At 71.7% G+C, this 19351-nt stretch carries 11 protein-coding genes; 5 read left to right on the forward strand and 6 right to left on the reverse strand.

The features are described from left to right. Positions 1-230: 230 nt before the first annotated feature. Positions 231-5594, reverse strand: a complete 5364-nt coding sequence (locus ACPA54_RS35700; RefSeq protein ID WP_423536221.1) for a DUF4082 domain-containing protein — start codon at positions 5592-5594, stop codon at positions 231-233. A 115-nt stretch (positions 5595-5709) separates the two neighbouring features. Further along, complete coding sequence (locus tag ACPA54_RS35705) at positions 5710-8937, reverse strand: DUF4082 domain-containing protein (protein WP_423536222.1); 3228 nt, start codon at positions 8935-8937, stop codon at positions 5710-5712. A gap of 489 nt (positions 8938-9426) precedes the next feature. Here ACPA54_RS35705 and ACPA54_RS35710 point away from each other — a divergent pair, with 489 nt between their 5' ends. After that, positions 9427-10365: an NAD-dependent epimerase/dehydratase family protein gene (locus ACPA54_RS35710; protein WP_423536224.1), complete on the forward strand. Its 939-nt coding sequence runs from the start codon at positions 9427-9429 to the stop codon at positions 10363-10365. Positions 10366-10480: 115 nt separating this feature from the next. On the opposite strand, the gene ACPA54_RS35715 is transcribed toward ACPA54_RS35710, so the two are convergent. After that, entirely contained in the window at positions 10481-11149 is a 669-nt protein-coding gene (locus ACPA54_RS35715) for an acetyltransferase (RefSeq protein ID WP_423536226.1), read from the reverse strand. A 137-nt stretch (positions 11150-11286) separates the two neighbouring features. On the opposite strand from ACPA54_RS35715, the gene ACPA54_RS35720 reads away from it, so the two are divergent. Further along, on the forward strand, positions 11287-12309 hold the full coding sequence (locus ACPA54_RS35720; RefSeq protein ID WP_423536227.1) for an O-antigen ligase family protein: 1023 nt from the start codon (positions 11287-11289) through the stop codon (positions 12307-12309). Between the two features lie 55 nt (positions 12310-12364). On the opposite strand, the gene ACPA54_RS35725 is transcribed toward ACPA54_RS35720, so the two are convergent. The 3 genes from ACPA54_RS35725 to ACPA54_RS35735 are packed head-to-tail and all read right to left on the reverse strand — an operon-like array spanning position 12365 to position 15112. Beyond that, positions 12365-13024, reverse strand: a complete 660-nt coding sequence (locus ACPA54_RS35725; protein ID WP_345674953.1) for a sugar transferase — start codon at positions 13022-13024, stop codon at positions 12365-12367. Next, on the reverse strand, positions 13021-14295 hold the full coding sequence (locus tag ACPA54_RS35730) for a glycosyltransferase (RefSeq protein WP_423536229.1): 1275 nt from the start codon (positions 14293-14295) through the stop codon (positions 13021-13023). The genes ACPA54_RS35725 and ACPA54_RS35730 overlap by 4 nt, the downstream gene beginning before the upstream one ends. Further along, the gene (locus tag ACPA54_RS35735; RefSeq protein WP_423536231.1) at positions 14288-15112 is read right to left on the reverse strand and encodes a polysaccharide deacetylase family protein; all 825 of its coding nucleotides are present in this window, start codon (positions 15110-15112) and stop codon (positions 14288-14290) included. The genes ACPA54_RS35730 and ACPA54_RS35735 overlap by 8 nt, the downstream gene beginning before the upstream one ends. Before the next feature lie 1113 nt (positions 15113-16225). Here ACPA54_RS35735 and ACPA54_RS35740 point away from each other — a divergent pair. The 3 genes from ACPA54_RS35740 to ACPA54_RS35750 are packed head-to-tail and all read left to right on the forward strand — an operon-like array spanning position 16226 to position 19282. After that, complete coding sequence (locus ACPA54_RS35740) at positions 16226-17092, forward strand: polysaccharide deacetylase family protein (RefSeq protein ID WP_423536233.1); 867 nt, start codon at positions 16226-16228, stop codon at positions 17090-17092. Between the two features lie 5 nt (positions 17093-17097). Continuing rightward, on the forward strand, positions 17098-18192 hold the full coding sequence (locus ACPA54_RS35745) for a GNAT family N-acetyltransferase (RefSeq protein WP_423536235.1): 1095 nt from the start codon (positions 17098-17100) through the stop codon (positions 18190-18192). Positions 18193-18199: 7 nt separating this feature from the next. Further along, positions 18200-19282, forward strand: coding sequence for a glycosyltransferase family 2 protein (locus ACPA54_RS35750; RefSeq protein ID WP_423536236.1), 1083 nt, complete (start codon positions 18200-18202; stop codon positions 19280-19282). Positions 19283-19351: the final 69 nt, after the last annotated feature.

A 19351-nucleotide genomic window follows, 5' to 3' on the forward strand; every position in this document is an offset into this window, starting at 1 on the left:
CGTTGACTTTTGGCACGCTGTTGAGTTCTCAAGGAACGGACGCTTCCTTTGAGACCCTTTCACCGGTCTCTCCGGGCGTTTCGCTTCTTCGTTTTGTTCGGCTCGCTGCCGACTCCGAGAACATTACACGGGTCGGGGCGCAGCACAAAATCCGGGCCCCGCGGAGGTTTGAAACGGCCTCGGGCCCGCTCCGAGGAGCGGGCCCGAGGGGGTGAATCGTGCTGGTTCGCCTACTTCTTGGCGGGTTCCGGCGCCTCGCTCATGCGGTGCGCGATGGCGTCCGGCTCGGCGGCCGGGGTCGCGTCGTTGGTGAACGCGATGCCGTACAGGGTCGGGACGGCGTCGGCGGTGCCGGCCAGTTCGACCTTGTACTGCAGGTACCGGGACGCGCCGCCGATCGGGCCGTCGGCCGCGACTTCGTGCCACGGCGTCCAGGTGGCGTCCGGTGCGGTGGTGCTGCCGGTGCGGACCGACACCTTGAGGGACGTGCCCTTGGGGAGGTCGGCCTGCCAGCTCGCCTGGATCCACTTCACCATCTTGGTGGCGTCGAGGACCTGCGACGTGTAGCTGCCGGCGGTCTTGCGGTCGCCGTCCTTCACCTGCTTGATGCGCAGCGGGATCCGGTCGGTGGCGGTGTCGCGGGCGCCGACCTGCATCGGCGGGAGCTTGGCCTTCACCTCGGCGACCTGTTGGGCGTCGACGAGGAACCGGACGGTGGCGCCGTCCCGCACGATGCTGTAGCGGTGCGGGGCGCCGTTCCAGGTGCCGTCGATCTTCTTGTCCTGGCGGTTCTTGTTGCCGGGTTCGACGACGAGGGCGTGCAGGGCGCCGTCGCGCCATTCGAAGGTGGCGGCGGGTCCGGCGACGGGTTCGCCCCAGCCGGCGTTCTGGGCGGCGGGGCCGTCGAAGACCGCGTCGAAGTCGAGGCGGCGGTTCGAGGTCGGTGCGAGGCCGGAGCCGGCCGCGCTGCCGTCCAGGGTGAGGGCTCCGTCGGTGACCTTGGTCTTGCCGTTCGGCGAGATCGGGACCTGGCCCCACGGGCCGGATCCGGTGCCGTCGGCGAAGTCCTGGGCGGCCTGGCTGCCCAGGGTGAGCGCGCCCGCGGTGTCGTCGACGACGGTGCCGCCGTCCCGGGTGCCGGTGGCGAAGGTCGGTCCGGTGTGTTCGCTGACGCCGTACTTCGGCATGTCGAAGCGGGCGGTGTCGGCTTTCTTGCCGGACCAGGTGGTCTCGTTGCCCGCGGCGTCCTTGGAGACGAGCTTGAAGGCGTAGGACTGGCCGGGGACGAGTCCGTTGATCGTCACCTTGTGGGTGGTGGTCGGCTCGCTGTCGTCGGCGGCGACGGTCATGGCGTTGGGGCCTTGGCCGACGAGCACCTTGGAGGTGGCGGGCTTGTCGGTCTTCCAGGTGAGGACGGCGCTGCCGTCCGGCCACGGCAGGGCGCCCTGGTCGGTGATCTTCGGGGCCTTCTTGTCGGCCTTGGGCGTGGTGAACTGCGCGGGCTTCTGTGCCGGGTCCGGCGCGATGGTGCGGCGGCCTCCGGCGTCGACGGAGGTGACCCGGTAGTAGTAGGTGGTGTCGGGCTTGAGTCCGCCGACGGTGACCTGGTGGGTGCCGGCGTTCTCGCCGATCACCCGGGCCGGGGCCAGGGCGTCGGGCTTGGTGCCGAGCGCGACCTCGGTGGTGGAGCCGGTGTCGGTGGTCCACGAGAAGGCCGCGGTGCCGTCCGGCTTGGGTGTGGCGGTGAGGGTGCTCACCTGTGGTGCGGTGCCCGGTGCCGGGGCGGCGGCGGGCTGCTGCGGCGCGGTCGTCTTCAGCAGGGTGGTGGCCTGCAGCGGGGCGGCGCCGGGTGCGGCGTACGTGGCGGTGTAGGCGCCGGTGGTGCCGGCGAAGACCGCGTACTCGATGCCCTTGACGGTCTTCTTGCTGAAGGCGACCGGGACGCCGGCCTTGGTGAGGCCGGTGAGGGTGGTGCCTCCTGCGCCCGCGGTGGGGAGCATCGTCATGAGGTTCGCGGCGGCGGCGTTGGCGTTGACCGTGAAGGTGACGTTGTTGCCGGAGCGGGTCAGGTTGGCGATCGACGACTGGTTGCGGCCGTCGGTCCAGTCCAGGAGCTGCTTTGCGGTGATGACCGGGACGTTCTTGGCCTTGGCCGCGGCGATGACGGCGTCCTGGATGGCGGTCTGGTCGACGGTGTCGCAGCCGCCGTTGGTGTTGGCGAGGCGCGCGTCGAGGTGGTTGTTGAGGGTGATCGCGGCGTAGAAGCCCTGTGGGCCTTGGGCGCCGTCGACCATGGTGTTGAACTGCGTCGGGTAGGTCTGGCAGAACTCGTCGTGGAGCTGGGTCGTCGCCTGGTAGACGTCGATCATGCTGCCGTTGACGTCGGTGAAGCGCATCGGCATGCCGGAGCCGGTGTAGTAGCCGGGTGCGTTCTGCATCATGGGCGAGCCGTACGAGTTCGTCCACGAGCCGGGCAGGTAGTAGTAGTTGGTGTCGAGGCGGATGCCGAACGAGGACTCTACGGTGGCGTTCGTGCTGTAGTCCGGCCACGTCATGCAGTGGGTTCGGCTGGTGGTCGGCAGGTAGCCGTAGCCGTTCTGGAAGTCGTCGAGGCTGGCCTGGAAGTCGTTGGTCAGCGTCGAGGTGATGACGGACTGCGAGGAGCCGGGGTTGACGCCGATACAGCCGCCGTTCTCGGCGATGTGGCGGCCGACTTCGTAGCCCTGGCCCTTCCAGTTGTTGACCGCGGACGAGGTGGCGTCGCCGGAGGCGTCCCAGATGTAGAAGGTGCCGCGCATGCAGCGCCAGTCCTTCACGTACTGGGGTGCGGTGGCGGCGTTGGCGCAGGCCGGGTCGCTGTTCGCGTTGTACTTGGTGACGCGGTAGGTGATGCCGGTCTGCGGCGAGTTGTGGTGGTCGCCGGTGGAGACGAGCACGACGGGGTTGAGGTCCGGCGTCGCGGACCCGGCTTTGCCCTGGAAGTACCAGAAGCGGGGCACGGGGGCCTTCTCGCGGTTGACGAGTTCGATCGCGTTGGCGAGGAGCCGCTGCTGTTCGTCGGCCTGCGGGATCTGGACGCGGTTCAGGTCGACCCAGTCCCGGTAGAACATGTCGGTCGAGCGCAGGTTGTCGGTCAGGGTGTCGTGTTCCTGGCCTGCCTGGGCCGGGTTGCCCTGCCGGGTCGTGGCGACCGAGCGGGCGAGGTCGTAGGCGAAGGCGGTCACGGTGCCGCTGCCGACCGTGCGCTGGGTGACCGCGGGCTTGCCGATGCCGGCCGGGTCGGCGGCGCCGTTGCGCTTGAAGAGTTCGGCGACGACGGTGGTGCCGGGCGCGGGCGTCCACTGGTCGGCGCCGCCGTGGTACTGCAGGGCGGTGTCGGCGTAGATGCCGGCGCCGGGGCCGGTGGTGTCCTGGATCTTCAGGTAGGCGTCGCTGAGCACGCCGGTGGTGCCGCTGAGGCCGGTGAGGGCGGACAGCGTGGCGCGCGGCCGCATCGTGACGAGGTTGCCGCCGTTGTTGACCCAGGTGGTCAGGGCGGTGACGAGGGCGGGGTTCGGGTCGAGGTCGCCGAGGATGACCGTGGTGTATTTGGCCAGTTCGGTGGCGTCGACGGCGCCGATGTCCTTGGTGGTGAAGGCGTTGAGGCCTTCGGCGCGCAGGATTTCGCTGTAGTAGCAGGCGTACGGGTTGGCGTTGGCCGTGACCACCAGGATCGGGCCGGTGTTCGGCGACGAGCAGGGGGCAGGGGGCGGTGCGGCGCCGGTGGTGAAGGTCCACGTGGTGCCGGAGGTGGTGTTGCCCGCGAGGTCCTGGAAGGCGCCGAGGGTGACGGTGTAGGTCGTCGAGTAGGCGAGCGCGGCGCTCGGCTGGATGACGGCCTGGGTGGGCTGGTTGGGGTCGTCGAACTGGACGGTCGCCGGGACCGAGGTGCTGCCTTGCTTGAGGGTGAAGGTGACCGAGGTCGGTTTCACCGGCTCGTTGAAGGTGACGCTCGGCTGCATCGCGATCGGGACGCCGGTCGCGTTGGGCGTGGGCTGCTGTGCGGTGACGGTCGGCGGCGTGGTGTCGGTGCCGTCGGTGTCGAACAGGACGTCGACCCAGTAGTTGCTGTCGTCGAACGTGTCGGTCGGGTACGCGGTGCTGCTGGAGTACTTGTAGACGCCGTTGGGTGCGCTACCGGTGCTCGCGGGTGCGGTGATCTTGGCGTTGCCGGCGGACTGGCCGGAGAAGAACCCGTTCGCGTAGGCGTAGTTGCCGCTCATCGTGTGATATGAGGCGATGTAGTCGGTGTTGGCCGTGACCGCGACCGGGTTGGGCAGGGTGACGGTCTTCCACCCGGAGCCGCTGAGGTTGGTGACGTTGTCGACGCCGGACATGCGCGTTCCGGCGGTGTTCCAGAGGCTGACCGTGAACGGGCCGGTGTTGGCGTTGCTCTTGTAGAACTTGACCGCCCGGATGAAGCCGTTCTGCGTGGGCCGGAAGCGGACGCCGAGTTCGTTCGGCGAGTTGTCGTTGTCCGGGGTGGCGACGGCTTCGTTGCCGGTGAAGATGCTGAACGTGGTGGTTGAGGGAGGGGTCGCGGCGGTGGTGAAGGTCCATGTGACCGGGGCCATGGTGTTGCCCGCGGTGTCCTTGGCGCCGCTGACGGTCGCGGTGTAGGCGGTCGACAGGGCGAGGTTCGCACTCGGTGTGAAGGTCGCGGTGCGGGTGCCGGTGTCGTAGGTCGGGGTGCCGGTGACCGCGGTGTTGTCGGCCTTCTTGACGCTCCACGTGACGGTGGCGGCCTGGACCGCTTCGCTGAACGTCGCGCCGATGCTGGAGTTGATCGGCACGGCGGTGGCGTTGTTCGCCGGGTTCGTCGCGGTGACGGTCGGCGCGGTGGCGTCGACACCCGGCTGGAAGATCGGGTCGACCCAGTAGTTGCTGCCGTTCCAGGTGTTGTTGGGCATGACGCCGCCGCCGGAGCCCGCCTGGTAGACGCCGTTGCCCTGGGCGCCGGTGGCGGGCGCGGTGAGCTGCTCGCTGTCGAAGGCGGTGTTGAAGAACCCGGTGGTGGCCGTGTAGCGGCCGTTGGGGGCCAGGTAGGAGGCGATGTAGGTGCTGCCCGTGGTCACGTTGACCGGGGCGGAGAACAGCGCCTGCTGCCAGCCGGACGTGGATTCGCTGCCGAAGGTGACCTCGGCGAGCTTGCTGCCGGTGCCGGCGTCCCACAGGTAGCCCTTGTGGATGCCGGTGTTGGCGGCGTCTTTCCAGAACTTGACGCCGGTGACGGTGCCGTTGGTCTTGGGGACGAAGCGGACGCCCAGCTCCACGGAGATGGCTTCGGAGTCCGGTCCGATCCCGGGGTTGGTGGTGCCGAACAGCGAGCAGGGGCTGCACGGCGCCGCTTGTGCGGTGAGCGGCGAGAAGAGCGTGAAGACGAGGGCGGCCACGGCCGCCAGGGCGGTGGTCACGGTGGAGAGCGCGGCGGTCTTGCGGCGGCGGGTTGGCGGGCGGAGCCCGGGCAGGAAGGCAAGTCTCGGGTGGAGCCCGGTCAGGAAGGCGATGGGCGATCGCAGGGATCGCCGGTGTGGCGGCGCGTGGCGGCGTGCCATGAGTGAGGTTCTCCTCGCATGGAAGTTCGACATGGGATGAAGGCGGGGTGCCTCGTGTGAGGCACCCCGCCCGGTGGCGTACGAGCCGGGTCCGCGGGACCCGTGGCGAGCCCGGTCAGCTCGTGAACGTCACGTCCACCCAGTAGTTGCTGGCGCTCCAGGTGTCGGTCGGGAATCCGCCGCCGGAGGCCGCCTTGAAGACGCCGTTGCCGCCGTCGGCTCCGTCCGCGAGGGCCTTGACCGGGCCGGTGCCGGCCTGGTTGGCGAGCCCGCTGTCGTCGGAGGCGTAGTGGCCGCCGGGCGCGTAGTACGACGCGACGTAGGTGGTGCCCGCGGTGACCGGCACCGGGGTGGCGAAGGTGACTTGCTGCCACCCGGTGGCGGTTTCGCCGCTGAACGTCGCGGTGGCCAGCAGGGTGCCGGTGGCCGACCAGAGGTGGGCCACGTGGGTGCCCGAGTTGCCGGTGCCCTTGTAGAAGCGGATGCCGGTGATGCTGCCGTTGACGTCGGTGCGGAACTTGACGCCGACTTCGATCGGTATGGCTTCGGGGTCGGCGGGTGTTCCCGGCACGGTGGTCGCGGGCCAGATGGTGCACGGCGCGCAGGTCGGCGGCGGGGTGCTGCCGGCCGTGGTGAACGTCCAGGTCACGGCGTTCATGGCGGTGCCGTTGGTGTCCTTGGCGCCGCTGACCTTGGCGGTGTAGGCGGTGCCGGCGGTGAGCGCGGCGCTCGGGGTGAACGTCGCGGTCTTGGTGGCGCTGTCGTAGGTCGCGGTGCCGGTGACCGCGGTGTTGTCGGGCTTCGTGACGTTCCACGCGATGGTCGCGGGTTGGACGTCCTTGTCGAAGGTGGCGGTCACGGTGGTGCCGGTGGCGACGCCGGTGGCTCCGGCGGCGGGGGTCTTGCCGGTGACCGCGGGCCCGACGGGCGGCGGTGTGGAGTTGGTCGTGAAGACCACGTCGACCCAGAAGTTCGCGGAGTTCCAGGTCGCGTTCGGGAAGCCGCCGCCGCTGCGGTAGACGCCGTTGCCGCCGGACGAGCCGCTCGCGAGCGCGGTGAGCGGGGCCCGGGTGTAGGCGTTGGCGAAGTAGTTCTCGTCGCCCGCGTACCGGCCGTTGGGGGCGAGGTAGGAGGCGATGTAGGTGGTGTTGGCGGTTACCGCGACGGGCGTGGAGAAGTTGACCTGTTGCCAGCCGCTGGTGGATTCGCTGGTGAAGGTGGCCTCGGCGATCTTGGTGCCGGACGAGGACCATAGGTGGCCGACGTGGGTGCCGGTGTTCTCGGCGAACTTGTAGTAGCGGACGCCGGTGATGTAGCCGTCCCGGTCGGGCTTGAACTTGACGCCGAGTTCGACCGTGGTGGATTCGGGGTCGGGCCCGCCGGCCGGGGTGGTGCCGTCCGGCCAGATGGTGCACGGGCAGGTGACGGGGGGCGGCGGGACGTTGGTGGCGACGGTGACGTTCACGCCGGCGCCGGGCGTCTCGGTGCGCACGCTGTCGTCGGTGGCCCGGGACTTGATGGTGAGGGGCCCGTTGGTGGTCGGCGTGAACGTGTAGGTCCACGAGGTGCGGCCGTTGGCCGGGTGCCATGTGGCGCCGCCGTCGACGGACACCTCGACGCCCGCGACCTGGCCGCCGACGTCGCTCGCCGTGCCGGTCACCGTGAACGCCTGGTTGACCTGGACGCCCTGCCCGGCGACCGGTGTGGTGATGGTCGAGGTGGGCGGGGTGGTGTCGGTGGACGCGGTGGGCGCGGTCATGCCGGTCATCAGGGTGCCGGGCTGGACGCCCATGTCCGCGAACAGGTTGAGTGTGGCCTGCTGAACGGCCGTGTCCACGCTGCCGGTTCCGGTGGTGCGGGTGTTGTCGAGGCCCCACGCGTACTGGATGGTGCCGGCGCCGAAGACGAGTGCGCCGCCCGCCGCCCGGTACATGACCAGGTGGTGGGTGGCGGAGCCGTCGGCGTAGCTCGAGCCGTTGTCCTGCAGCATCTGGCCGGACTGCGTGGTGGTGGACAGCCGGATCAGGCCCGCGGGGCGGACGGCGTTCTCGGTGTCGACGTCCCATTCGTAGCCGAGCAGGCCGCTGCCGAGGGTGGTCGTGGCGCCCGCGGCAAGGGTCGCGGCGCGGGTGTTGCGCCAGAGCCGCATCTTGCCGTCGGCCGCGTTGACCGTCAGATCGGTCGTGCAGCAGTTGGCCAGGAACTGCTGGCCGCTCAGCGAGTTCTCGGGGCGGCCGCCGTCGGCGGGCGGGGAGAACCGCGGGTCGCGCCAGGTGCCGGTCCAGACGTTCGGGCCGATCGGGTCGGTCTTGGCGTCGTCGTGCGTTTCCTTGTACGTCGTCAGCGTGCGGTAGGGCGCGCCTTCGGCGTTCATCCCGCCGTTCTCCCAACGCGTCTTCCAGAACAGCTCGTTGCCGGAGAAGAACGCGAGGTTGACGCCGGCGTCGCGGGCCGCCTCGACGTTGGTGCGCTGTTCGGCGGACCAGTACTCGTCGTGGCCGACGGACAGGAAGACCTGGTGGTTCTTGATGAGTTGGCCGCGGCGTGCGGAGTCCACGTTGGTGGTGTACGAGACGTCGTACCCGTTGCGCTCCAGGAAGCGGAGCATCGGGTACTCGGCGTTGAACAGCCAGTCCTCGGGGTTGTCGCTGCGCGTGGTGAACGGCCGGTTGTAGCTCACCTTGTAGGCGCGGCCCGCGGGCTGCCCGACGTACAGGTCGTTGCCGCCGTAGGCGTTGTAGGCCTGCCACGTGGAGTCCGAGGCCTGCATGAACATCTTCGACGTGGAGGCGTCGTTGCGGACGACGAACGCGATGTGGCTGGCGCCGGTGGTTCCGTCGGTGCGCACCAACTTGGCGATGTAGTAGCCGGATACGGCGTCCGACGGCACCGCCCAGGAAGCCGACTCGGCCCAGTTGCCGCAGTCGACGAGGCCGGTCGTGGAGTTGTCCGTGTTGCAGCCGGGCTGGTTCTGCGGAAGCGCCGCGGACGGGGTCACGCTGGTGATCTTGCGGGCGCCGTTGCCGCCGTAGTAGCCGAGCCGGTAGATGTCGAGCCGGTAGGCGGTGGCGGGCGTGTCGACCTTGAAGTGCACGGTCTCGCCGACGTTGACGCTGATCTCGGTGGCGTAGCCCTGGATCGACGACGATCCGGAACCCGTAACGTCCCATGTGCCGCGGGCTGTTCCGGTTTTGCTGTTCTCGCACACGATCGGGTTGACGATCGGCGCGTCGCACGGCCCGGCGCCGGCGCGCGAAGCCGAGGGCAGCACGAACGCCATGGCGGCGAGCAGCCCGAACAGCGCCAGATAGACCGGTGATACGGCATGTTTCCGCCGTCGCATCCGGGTGGATCCGGGCGGTTTCCCCGGAATGTGCGGTGTGAGACGGCGTGTTGCCGCGGAATGCATGATGGCGACCCCTACCCCATAGGACCCGGGCGGTTCCTCTCCCCTGGAACAGCGCACCGGGCCGCCTGCCGGCGTCCCCCGCGGGTCCCTATTCCGTCGGGGGTGAGCGTCGCCGGCAGATGCCTGGGCACAGTGTTGCGCAAGAAACTCCCCGCTGTGGGGGTTTCGGGGCTCTTGCCAGAGCCATTACCCCGTAAGGGTGTGGGCTTTTCGCACAAGCGTCCGGGCATGATCGGCACGCGGAGAGGCGGCGGACCGGTTGGTCGACGGGGTTTGTCAGGGACCGGAATTGCGGTCGCTTTGTCGCCGGGTTGGCCGACCTTCCCCCGGCACCGCGGACCGCTGGGTAGCATGCGTGCACCGGACCGGCCGACGTCGTGGGGGCGCAAGGTCGCCGGTCGCAACAATGCGCTGGGGGGCTGCATGAAAGTCGTGATCACCGGTGGCGCCGGATTCATCGGATCGAACCTCGCCCGGGTGCTGGTGGCCGCGCCGGAAATCGACGAGGTCGTGGTGGTGGACGACCTGTCCACGGGATCGCTCGCCAACCTGGCCGGGGTCGACGCCACGGTGCACGTCGGTACTTTCCTCGACGTGGAGTTGATGGACAAGGCGTGCGACAGCGCGTCCGCGATCGTGCACTTGGGGGCACTGCCGTCGGTGCCGCGTTCGGTCGAGGACCCGCTGGCCAGCCACCACGCGAACGCGACGGGCACGCTGATGGTGCTGGAGGCCGCACGCCGGGCCGGCAACGCCCATGTGGTGGCCGCGTCTTCGTCGTCGGTCTACGGCGGGAACCCGGTGCTGCCGAAGCGCGAGGACCTGCGGACGATGCCGCTGAGCCCGTACGCGGTCAGCAAATTGGCCACCGAGTCGTACCTGCTGGCCTACGGGCACTGCTACGACCTGCCGGTGCTGCCGTTCCGGTTCTTCAACGTCTTCGGGCCGCTGCAGCCCGCCGATCACGCGTACGCCGCGGTGATCCCGCGGTTCGTCGACGCCGCGCTCGCCGGGCGCCCGCTGACCGTGCACGGCGACGGCGAGCAGACCCGCGATTTCACCAACGTCGCCACGGTGTGCGGGGTGTTGGCGGACGCGGTGCTGCGCCGGGTGACGAACGACGGCCCGGTCAACCTGGCGCTGGGTACCCGGACATCACTCAACGCGCTGATCGCGCTGCTGGAGGACGTGCTCGGGCATCCCGTCGACGTCACGCACGTGGCGCCGCGCGCGGGCGACGTGCGCGATTCGCAGGCGGACAGCTCGGAGCTGCGCCGGCTGTTCCCGGAGGCGCCCGCCGTGGAGCTGAGAGACGGTCTCGCCGAGACGGTGGCCTGGTTCCGTTCGCGGCAAGCGTCCTAAGGCGGGCTCGGCCGTGCAGACGGGCTTAGCCGGGCAGACGCACTCAGCCGGGCAGACGGGCTCAGCCGGGCGGCAGGGCTCAGCCGGGCATCGGGTCGCGACCGGGCGGCGGCGCTCAGCCGGGCAGCGGCCGGGCCGGGGAGCCGACCACGACGGTGCCGGGCGCGACATCGCGGGTGACCACCGCGCCGGCGCCGACGAATGCTCCTTCGCCGACCGTGCGGCCCTGCAGGACCACGGCGTTGCTGCCGACCGTCGTCCCGGCGCGGAGGTGCACGTTGCCGGACACGTTCGCGCCCGGATAGACGGTCGCGCGGGCGTCGAGGACCGCGTCGTGCCCGACGGTGGCGTTGTAATGCACCTGGCTGTGCGGGCCGATCGTGATGCTGCTCGACACGTGGGCGTTGGCGAGCACGAGGCAGCCTTCGGCGATGCGCGTGTCGGGGGCGACGACGGCGCGCGGGTGGATCAGCGTGACGGGGAGCAGGCCTTGCTCGTCCAGGAAGGCGGCGAGGCGGAGGCGTACCTCGGGATTGGCGATGCCGATCAGGTAGCTGCTCCCCCGGGGCGCTTCGTCGGGCCGCAGGACCGGCAGTCCGCGGACCTTGCCGCCCGCGGCGGCGTCGTCGAGGAACGCTTCGACGGGCACGCCCGCGGCAATCGCTGCGTCGAGGGCTTCGCGGCCGACGCCGCCCGCTCCCGCGATGTACAGCGGGCCCGCTCCCGGGGCGCCGGCGAGGTGGCGGGGATCGACGGCGCCGGATCCGGCGCTGGGGAACGACATGCGCTCATCCTGCCGTGCGGCGGGCGGGGATGCGGGCGATGACCCGCGACCGCGCCGGAGCGTGGCTCCGGTGGCCCGGCGTACGGCGACGACTGAGGCGGTACCGCGCGGCACGTGCGGGGCTGCTGGGAGTGACAGTGCGGCTTGACACGGGGAACTTCTCCCTTTCGCGGCTGGATTTGCTCGGCGCCGTCACGGTGGCCGCGGTCGGCGTGTGGACGCTGGTCGCCGCGGCGGGACGGCCGTCGAGTCCGGAGAACTTCCTGCTCGGGTTGCTGACGGTGGCGGCGGCCTACGCGGTGGGGCGTATCGCGGGCGAGCGGTCGGCCTACGGCGCGTGTGCGGCCGTGGCGGGCGCGGTCGCGGTGGTGTTCCTGATGTCGCCGGATGCGCTGTCGGGCCATGCGTTGGCCGAGCCGCTCGGTTACGGCAACGCCAACGGCGCCTTGGCCACGCAGGCCGTGGGTGCCGCGTGCTTGGCTGCTCTGGCCGCGCCCAACGAGCGGCGGCGCGGCGAAATGCATCTGCTGGCCGGGCTGTTGGTGCTGGGTGCGTTCGCGACGAAGTCGGTGGCGGCGGCGCTGGGCGGGGTGGTGATCCTGGTGATCGGCCTGACGGCAACGGCGGCGCGGAGGCGCGGCACGCTGGTGGTCGCGGGTGCGGTGTGCGTGGCGGCGATGGCCTTGGGTACCGTGTATTTGGGCGGCGACAAGGTGCAGCACATGTCCGGGGTGCGGCTGACGGCCGAGGAGGGCCTGACGCAGCGGCGGTTGGACGTGTGGCACGACGCACTCACGCTGGCGGCGGCCAATCCGGTGCGCGGCACCGGGCCGGGCACGTTCGTCGCCAACAGCCCGACGGCGCGGGCGGATTCCGATACCCAGGCGGCGCATTCGCTGTGGCTGCGGCAGGCGGCCGAGCAGGGGTATCCGGGGCTGGCGGCGATGGTGGCGCTGGTGGGGTGGGCCTTCGTGCGGCTGTGGCGGTCGCGGCAGGATCCGGCGATCGTGGCTGTCGGGGCAGTGACACTGACCGCGTTCGCCGTGCAGGCGTCGATGGACTACGTGGCCGAGTTCGGCGGGGTGCTGATCGCGCTGGGCGTGGTGCTGGGCGTGGGGACGGCGGTACCGGACCCGGTGCTGGAGAAGGGGATTCGCTGACCTGCCGCGGGGCCGGTGCGCGGCCCCGCGGTGGTCGGCGCCCAGATGTGACGACTTACGACGCTTCTTCGGCCGGGATCGGCTCGTGCCGTACCCGCTGCGCCGCCGCGTGGCGTTCGGCCTGCGCCGGGATCTGCACCGGGATGGGGAAGCCGGGGTTCACTCCGCCCGCGCCGGTGATGCCCTGCGGCTTGAGCAGGACGCCGACGGTGCGGAACAGGATCCGCAGGTCGAGCCGGTAGCTGCGGTTGCGCACGTAGTACAGGTCGTACTCGATCCGCGCCGGCCAGCTGAGCGCGTTGCGGCCCTGGACCTGCGCCCAGCCGGTCAGTCCGGGGCGCACGTCGAGGCGGCCGCGTTGCCGGGGCGTGTAGTGCGCGACCTGTTCGGGCAGCGTGGGGCGCGGGCCGATGACCGCCATGTCGCCGAGCAGGACGTTGATCAGCTGCGGGAGTTCGTCCATGCTCGTGGTGCGCAGGATCTGCCCGACTTTGCTGACCCGGTCGGCGTCCGGCTCGTCGGGATAGCGCGGATGGCGCATCGTGCGGAACTTGAGAATCCGGAAGTCACGCCCGTGCAGACCGCTGCGGGTCTGGCGGAAGAGGACGGGTCCGCCCATGGTGACGCGGATCAGGACGGCGATCACGAGCATCGCCGGGCCGAGCAGCAACAGCGTCAGCGCGGCGACCGCGACGTCGAAGACCCTGCGCATCATGCCGTGCCCCCTCCCCTGTCGTGCTTCTGCGGATGGCTGGTGGAAACGGTGCGGGTCTCCCAGCGGAGGCCCTTGCGGCGGGCGACGGCCCGGTACGTGTCGATCGAGGTGGCGGCGACGCGCCGCTGGTCGAACTCGGCGAGCGCGCGGGCGCGTCCTTGTGCGGCGAGCCGGGCCCGCAGCGCGGGGTCGCCGAGCATGCGACCCATCGCCTGGGCGAGGGCCGCGGGGTCGCCGGGCGGGACGAGCAGCAGGTGCTCGTCGTGCGTGCCGATCTCGCGGCAGCCGCGGATGTCGGTCAGCACCATCGGCACGCCGCTCGCGGCGGCCTCCATCGCGGAGCGCGAGAAGCCTTCGCGGTGGGAGGGCAGGACGAACAGGTCGAGGGCCGCGTAGACGTCGGGCATGTCCGAGCGGCCGCCGAGGTATTCGACGTGCGAGTCGGCGTCGTTGTAGGCGTCGGGCTTGTCGGGGTCCTCGGGGCCGATCCAGACGAAGCGGGCGCCGGTTTGCCCCTGGCGTACCAGCTCCCCCACGGCTTCCTGGTACTCCGCGATGCCCTTCTCCGCGACACGTCGTCCCACGCCGCCGACCAGCAGTTCGCCGTCCTCGACCCCGAGTTCCTTGCGGATCCGGGCGCGGGCGTCCGGGTCGGGGCGGAAGCGCGAGAGGTCGGTGCCGTTGCCGACGACGCGGGAGCGCCAGGAGGGCACCGCGCGGGCGAGGGTCCGGTGGTCGGTGGCGTTCTGGTACAGCTCGGCGTGCGAGGCCCGGGCCGCGACGCTCTCCGCGCCGAGCACGAACGCCTTGCGCGGCCACGGGTCGCCGGGGCGGATCCACAGGCCGTGGCAGGTGTTGACGACGACCGGGATGCCGACCGCGCGGCCGATGAGGCGGCCGAGGACGCCGGTCTTGGGGTTGTGCGTGTGCAGGACGTCGAGGTCCAGGTCGCGCAGCCGGGCGGCGAGTTCGCGGGCCGCGGCGGCGTCGCGGGCGAGATCCCACGATCGGGTGAGCGCGTCGAGCGGGACGTGGGTGACGCCCAGGGCTTCGACCTCGGGGACGTACGGGCCGCCCGCGCTCAGCCCGAACACCTCGAACCCGGCGGCCACGTCGACCTGCAGCTCGGTGCGGAGCAGCAGCGCGAGGCTCATGTCGACGGTGGTGAGGTGCGCGACGCGCAGCGGGCGGCCTCCCGGGCCGGCCGGGAGGAGCAGCCCGGGCGGCAGGATGCCGGGCGCAGCCGGCGCCGGGCGGGCGGTGTCAGGCACGGGCACCTGCCCGTTTGCCGAGGGTGACGACGCGGGCGTACGCGCGTTCGGGTCCGAGGTCGCCGCTGAGCTTCGCGCGGAAGAAGGCGGCGGGGTCGGTGCGGCGTACCGGGACGCGGTGCAGGCGTATGCGGTCGGTGCCGGGCAGGTTGCGGCCGAGGAGTCCGGTGGCGGCGCTGCGGAAGCGGCGGCGGAGCTGGTGCTCCATGGCCGGGACGGGGACGCCCCAGGTGTAGGCGAAGTGGTCGGGGCGTATGCCCAGCCGGTCGTCGATGTCGTCGGAGGCGGCGTCGAGTTCGGCTTCGGTCAGGTGTTCGGGCCGGGCGTGCGACCGCGTGTGGTTGCCCACGGTGAGCAGGCCGCTCGCGTGCATCTCGGCGAGCTGCTTCCAGGTGAGCGCGGCGGCGCCGGCACTGGTACCGGTGGAGCCTTCCCAGCGCATTTCGCCGCCGACCATGCCCGTGGCGAGGTACAGAGTGAAGGGGATCTTGCGGTCGCGCAGGTGCGGCCAGGCGTTGTCGTACACGTCGGCGAACCCGTCGTCGAACGTGAGGACGACGGAGGGCGTGCGGTCGTGGCCGTCGAGGCGGTCGAGCGCGGTGTCGAGCGGGACGACGGTGCCCGGGTGCAGGTCGGCGAGCGCGTCGAGCTGCTCGACGAACCGGTCGGTGGGCAGGTCCAGTTCGTCGCGGGTGCCGCCGCCGACCCGGTGGTAGATGAGTGCGGTGGTCCCGGCGGCGGGTCGGCTGCCCGCCACGGCGGCGAGTCCGCGCTTGAGCGTGGCGCGGACGCCGTCGCCGCCGATCGCGGGGCTCATCGGGCGGGCTCGCGGCGGGATGATGCCGGTGCGGTCGACTCGCTGTGCTCACTCACGTGCTGGTGCCCCCTGCGGATCGTCACGGTGCGGTGGTTCGGCGCCGGCTTCGGCGACGGCTCGGCGGGATCCGGAGACACGGGGGCGTGACGAGATGGCGCGGCGGCCGGACTCCGGCCCGGCGGGCTTTGCGCGGGCAGGAGTGCTCCGCGGGCGTTCAACGGCCCGCCGCCGACGGTGCGTCCGGGGCCGGCCGCAGAGCCGCGGCCGTCCTCGGTCCCGTGCGGACGACACCCCGGTCGCGGCGCACGGATAATTCCGCCCCCACCATGAGACCCCAGCGTCTCTCGGCCCCGGCGTGAGCAGTGCCGAGGCGCGGTCGTGAGCCGCGTCCCGGTGCTCCCCCACCCGGACACAGCTCCCTCGCGAGTCAGCCTAGGGCCCCGCAAGCCGCCCCGCGGGCGGTTTCACGGGATTTCCGGAAGTGCGGTGCGGAAAAGGCGAATCGGGTGGGGGATGCGGGCGAGGGATCCGTGGTTGGCAGCGGGAGGGTGCGGGGGGAGCAGGTCACGGGGCCGGAAGCGGGTCGGCTGGGCAGGCAACGACGAGCACGCGAAGACGCGAGACGAAGGCGCGATACGCGAAGGCTGTGTGGGGGTGGAGTGGTTGAGCACCCGGGGTGTGCCTCGGCGGCGATCGTGTCCGCGGGCGTCGGCGCGGCGGGCAGTCGCGCCGACGCCCGCCGCCCCGACGCCCGCCGGCGCGGCGGGCAGTCGCGGGCAGGTGGGTCTGCGTGTCGCCGGGTGTGCGCGGCGCGGCGTTGTGGAGCAGGGCGGTCGGAGTTGGCGGGCGTGGCGTTGACGAGGGCCGCACGGTGATAGCCGCAAGCCTCGCGGGCAAGCGCGCCGGGTTGTCCCCAGGCGAGCCCGCTGCGGCTGCGCACACCCCCCGTCCCGTCCCCAGCAATTCGCAACCGGCTGACGGCGTCTCTCGTCCGTTGTTACCGTGCGGGTGGGGAGGACTCCGCCGGGGTGGCGGGGCCGGGTGGGGATCGGGTAGGGGCGAATCGTGCGAGCGGACGTGCGCGCAAGACTGCGGGGCGGCGGGGATCTGGTCATGCGCCGGTCTCCCGCGCAGTGGTGGTTCGGGAGCCGGGCAGTAGGGCGGTTGGCCGTGCTCGGGTACCACGGGGTCGACGATCCCGCAGGCTTTGCCGGGCAGTTGGACCGGCTGCTGCGGATCGCGCGGCCCGTGTCGTTGGACGACGTGGAGCTTGCCGTCGCGACGCGGCGGCCGCTGCCCGGGCGCGCGGTGCTGATCACCTTCGACGACGGCGAGCGCAGCGTTTACGAGCACGGGCTGCCCCTGCTGCAGGAACGCGGCATTCCCGCGGTCGCGTTCGTGATCCCGTCGCTGCTCGACACGGACACGCCGTTCTGGTGGCACGAGGTCGAACGCCTCGTCGCGGCCGGCGCCGGCGACGGCCGGACCGCCGCGCAGTGGCTGCGGCATCTCAAGCAGGTGCCCGACACCGAGCGCCGCGCCGCTATCGCCGGGCTCCGCGACGGGCACGAACCCGTCCGCCAACCGCAGTTGACCACCGCCGAAGTCCGCGCACTCGATGCGGGCGGCGTCCGCGTGGAGAGCCACTCGCTCACCCACCCGCTGCTCGACCGCTGCTCCGATGCCGACGTACGCGCCGAAATCATCGCGGCACACGACGCGTTGGCCACGATCCTGGACCGAGCCCCGCAGTCGTTCGCGTACCCGAACGGCAACTTCGACGTCCGCGCCGAACGGGTGCTGGACGAGTTGGGCTACCGGTCCGCGTTCCTGTTCGATCACCGGCTGTCGCCGCGCGTTCCCGACCACGGCATGCGGATCTCCCGGCTGCGGGTCGCCACGTCGACACCGCCGGACCGGTTCGAGACGATCCTGTCCGGGCTGCACCCCGCGGTGCACGGGTTGCGAGGCAAGGGATGACCGCGATGTCCGCCCGTCCGCGGCTGCTCGCCGACCCCGGCGCGTTGGAGTCCCTCGTCCCGGCCTGGCGCGACCTCGCCGCCGCGACCGGGGTCGCGTACTTCGGCACACCGGACTGGGTGCTCGCCTGGCTCGCCGCATTCGGCGACGATCCGCAGCACCGCGGAGCGCGGGTGGCCGTGTGGGACGGCCCGGACGGGCGGCTCGACGCCGTCGTCCCGCTGCTCGCCACCCGGCAGGCCCTGCATCCGCGGCTGCCGTCCGGGGCGCGCTGCCTCACCGTGCTGGGTGCCGGGGCCGGGGCCGCCGACCACTGCGGGTTCGCGGTCGCGCCCGAGCGCGCCGACGACGTGCGGGCGTGGTTCGGCGCACTCGCGCAGCGATCGACGCTGTGGCTGCCCAATCTCGATCCGGAGACCGGCGCGGCGTACATCCCGCTCGGGGCGCGGCTCGTGGAGCGCACCGCGTGTCCGACGATGCCTGCCGATCCGGAAGCCATCGGCTCGGCGCGGTTCCGCAAGGATCTGCGGTACTACGCCCGGCGGTTGGCCGCGGAGGGCATCCGGTTCCGGTTCGTGCCGCCCGGCGCGGTGGACGAGAAGCTGTTCGACGCCTTGCTCGGCCTGCACGCGCGGCGGCAGGAGACGCTCGGCCGCGCGACGACGTTCGATGCCGCGCGCAAGCCGTTCCACCTGGCGCTCATCGGCCGCGGCGCACCGGGGCGCGGGCCCTGCGCGATGGTCGCGGAGGGGCCGGACGGGCCGGTGGGCATCCTCTACGGGTTCCTCTGGCAGGGCACCTTCTCGTACTACCAGACCGGTTGGGACCCGGCGTTCGCCCGGCTGAGCCTGGGTACCGTCCTGGTCGCCGAGACCGTCGCGGCGGTGCGGGCCGAGGGCGCGGACGTGTTCGATTTCCTGCGCGGTGCGGAGGAGTACAAGTACCGGTTCGGCGCCGTCGACCGGCACGATACGACGTGGCTGGCGGGCCGGGGCCTGTCCGGGCTGCTGCTCGGCGGGCGGGTGCGGGCCAAGGAGCTGCAGACCCGGCGTGCGGCCGGGCTCGGCCCGGTCGGCGCCGTCGGCTCGGTGGAGGGGTGAGCGCGAAATGACCGCCGTGGAAGAGTCCGGCGCGGATGCGGTGCGGGGACGGCTGCCGAGCGTGAGCGTGGTGGTGCCGTCGTACAACTACGCGCGCTATCTGCCGAACAATGTCGGGTCGCTGCTGGAGCAGCAGGGCGTCGACGTGCGGGTGCTGGTCCTCGACGACGCGTCGACGGACGAGACGCCCGATGTGGGGGCGGATCTGGCGCGCGATCCGCGGGTCACGTACGAGCGGCACAAGGTCAACAAAGGCCATATCGCGACGTACAACGAGGGCCTGCTGGAGTGGGCGGACGGCGACTACTGCGTGCTGCTGTCGGCCGACGACCTGCTGCCGCAGGGCGCGCTGGGCCGGGCGACGGCGGTGATGGAGGCCCGGCCGGACGTGACGTTCGTGTACGGGAATCCGGTGCGCTTCACCAGCGGCGGGCCGCTCCCGGAGGCGCGCGGCGGCGGCCGCAGCAAGGTGTGGAACGGCGACCGGTGGATCCGCGGGGTGTTCCGCGCGGGCCGGAACCTGATCCTGTCGCCGGAGGTGGTCGCGCGGACGACGGCGCACCACGACGCGGGCGGCTACAACCCGAAGCTGCCGCACTCCGGCGACCTGGAGATGTGGCTGCGGCTGGCCCGGCGCGGCGCAGTGGGGTGGCTGCCGGACGCGGATCAGGCGTATTACCGGGTGCACGACAGCAACATGCACCACTCGCGTTTCGACGCGCGGGACCGGCTGTACCAGCTTCGGGACGGCTACGAGTCGTTCCTCGACGGCGACGGCCAGGGCCTGCCCTACGCCGGGGAGATCCGCACCGCGATGCGCCGCAAGCTCGCGCGCGGGGTGCTCCGCAAGGCCATCCGCGCGCTGGACGCCGGGGAGGCGGCGGCGGACGGCCTTACGGTGGACGAACTCCGGGAGCTGGCAGCCGAGTTGTCCGACCTGCGGGTGCTGCCGGAGTATCCGGGCTTGCGCGCCCGCATGGCGCTGGGTGCGTCGCGGTGCGGCCGGCTCGACCCGGTCACGTCGCTGGTGACGCTGCGCCGCGGCCGGGACTGGGTGCGCTGGCACGGGAACCGGGTGCGGCCGGTCTGACCTGGGACGGAGCCGTCTCGGGTCGGGTTCCGTTCGCCCCGGCCCCGGCCCGGGGCAGCGTCAGGCCAG

It is taken from the genome of Uniformispora flossi (assembly GCF_049534875.1).
Taxonomy (GTDB): Bacteria; Actinomycetota; Actinomycetes; order Streptomycetales; family Streptomycetaceae; genus Yinghuangia; species Yinghuangia aomiensis.

What these genes read in the sequence shown, in the direction of transcription:
- ACPA54_RS35700 (WP_423536221.1), bottom strand. Translation starts at nt 5,594, where the DNA reads ATGGCACGCCGCCACGCGCCGCCACACCGGCGATCCCTGCGATCGCCC.
- ACPA54_RS35705 (WP_423536222.1), bottom strand. Translation starts at nt 8,937, where the DNA reads ATGCGACGGCGGAAACATGCCGTATCACCGGTCTATCTGGCGCTGTTC.
- ACPA54_RS35710 (WP_423536224.1), top strand. Translation starts at nt 9,427, where the DNA reads ATGAAAGTCGTGATCACCGGTGGCGCCGGATTCATCGGATCGAACCTC.
- ACPA54_RS35715 (WP_423536226.1), bottom strand. Translation starts at nt 11,149, where the DNA reads ATGTCGTTCCCCAGCGCCGGATCCGGCGCCGTCGATCCCCGCCACCTC.
- ACPA54_RS35725 (WP_345674953.1), bottom strand. Translation starts at nt 13,024, where the DNA reads ATGATGCGCAGGGTCTTCGACGTCGCGGTCGCCGCGCTGACGCTGTTG.
- ACPA54_RS35735 (WP_423536231.1), bottom strand. Translation starts at nt 15,112, where the DNA reads ATGAGCCCCGCGATCGGCGGCGACGGCGTCCGCGCCACGCTCAAGCGC.
- ACPA54_RS35740 (WP_423536233.1), top strand. Translation starts at nt 16,226, where the DNA reads ATGCGCCGGTCTCCCGCGCAGTGGTGGTTCGGGAGCCGGGCAGTAGGG.
- ACPA54_RS35745 (WP_423536235.1), top strand. Translation starts at nt 17,098, where the DNA reads ATGTCCGCCCGTCCGCGGCTGCTCGCCGACCCCGGCGCGTTGGAGTCC.
- ACPA54_RS35750 (WP_423536236.1), top strand. Translation starts at nt 18,200, where the DNA reads ATGACCGCCGTGGAAGAGTCCGGCGCGGATGCGGTGCGGGGACGGCTG.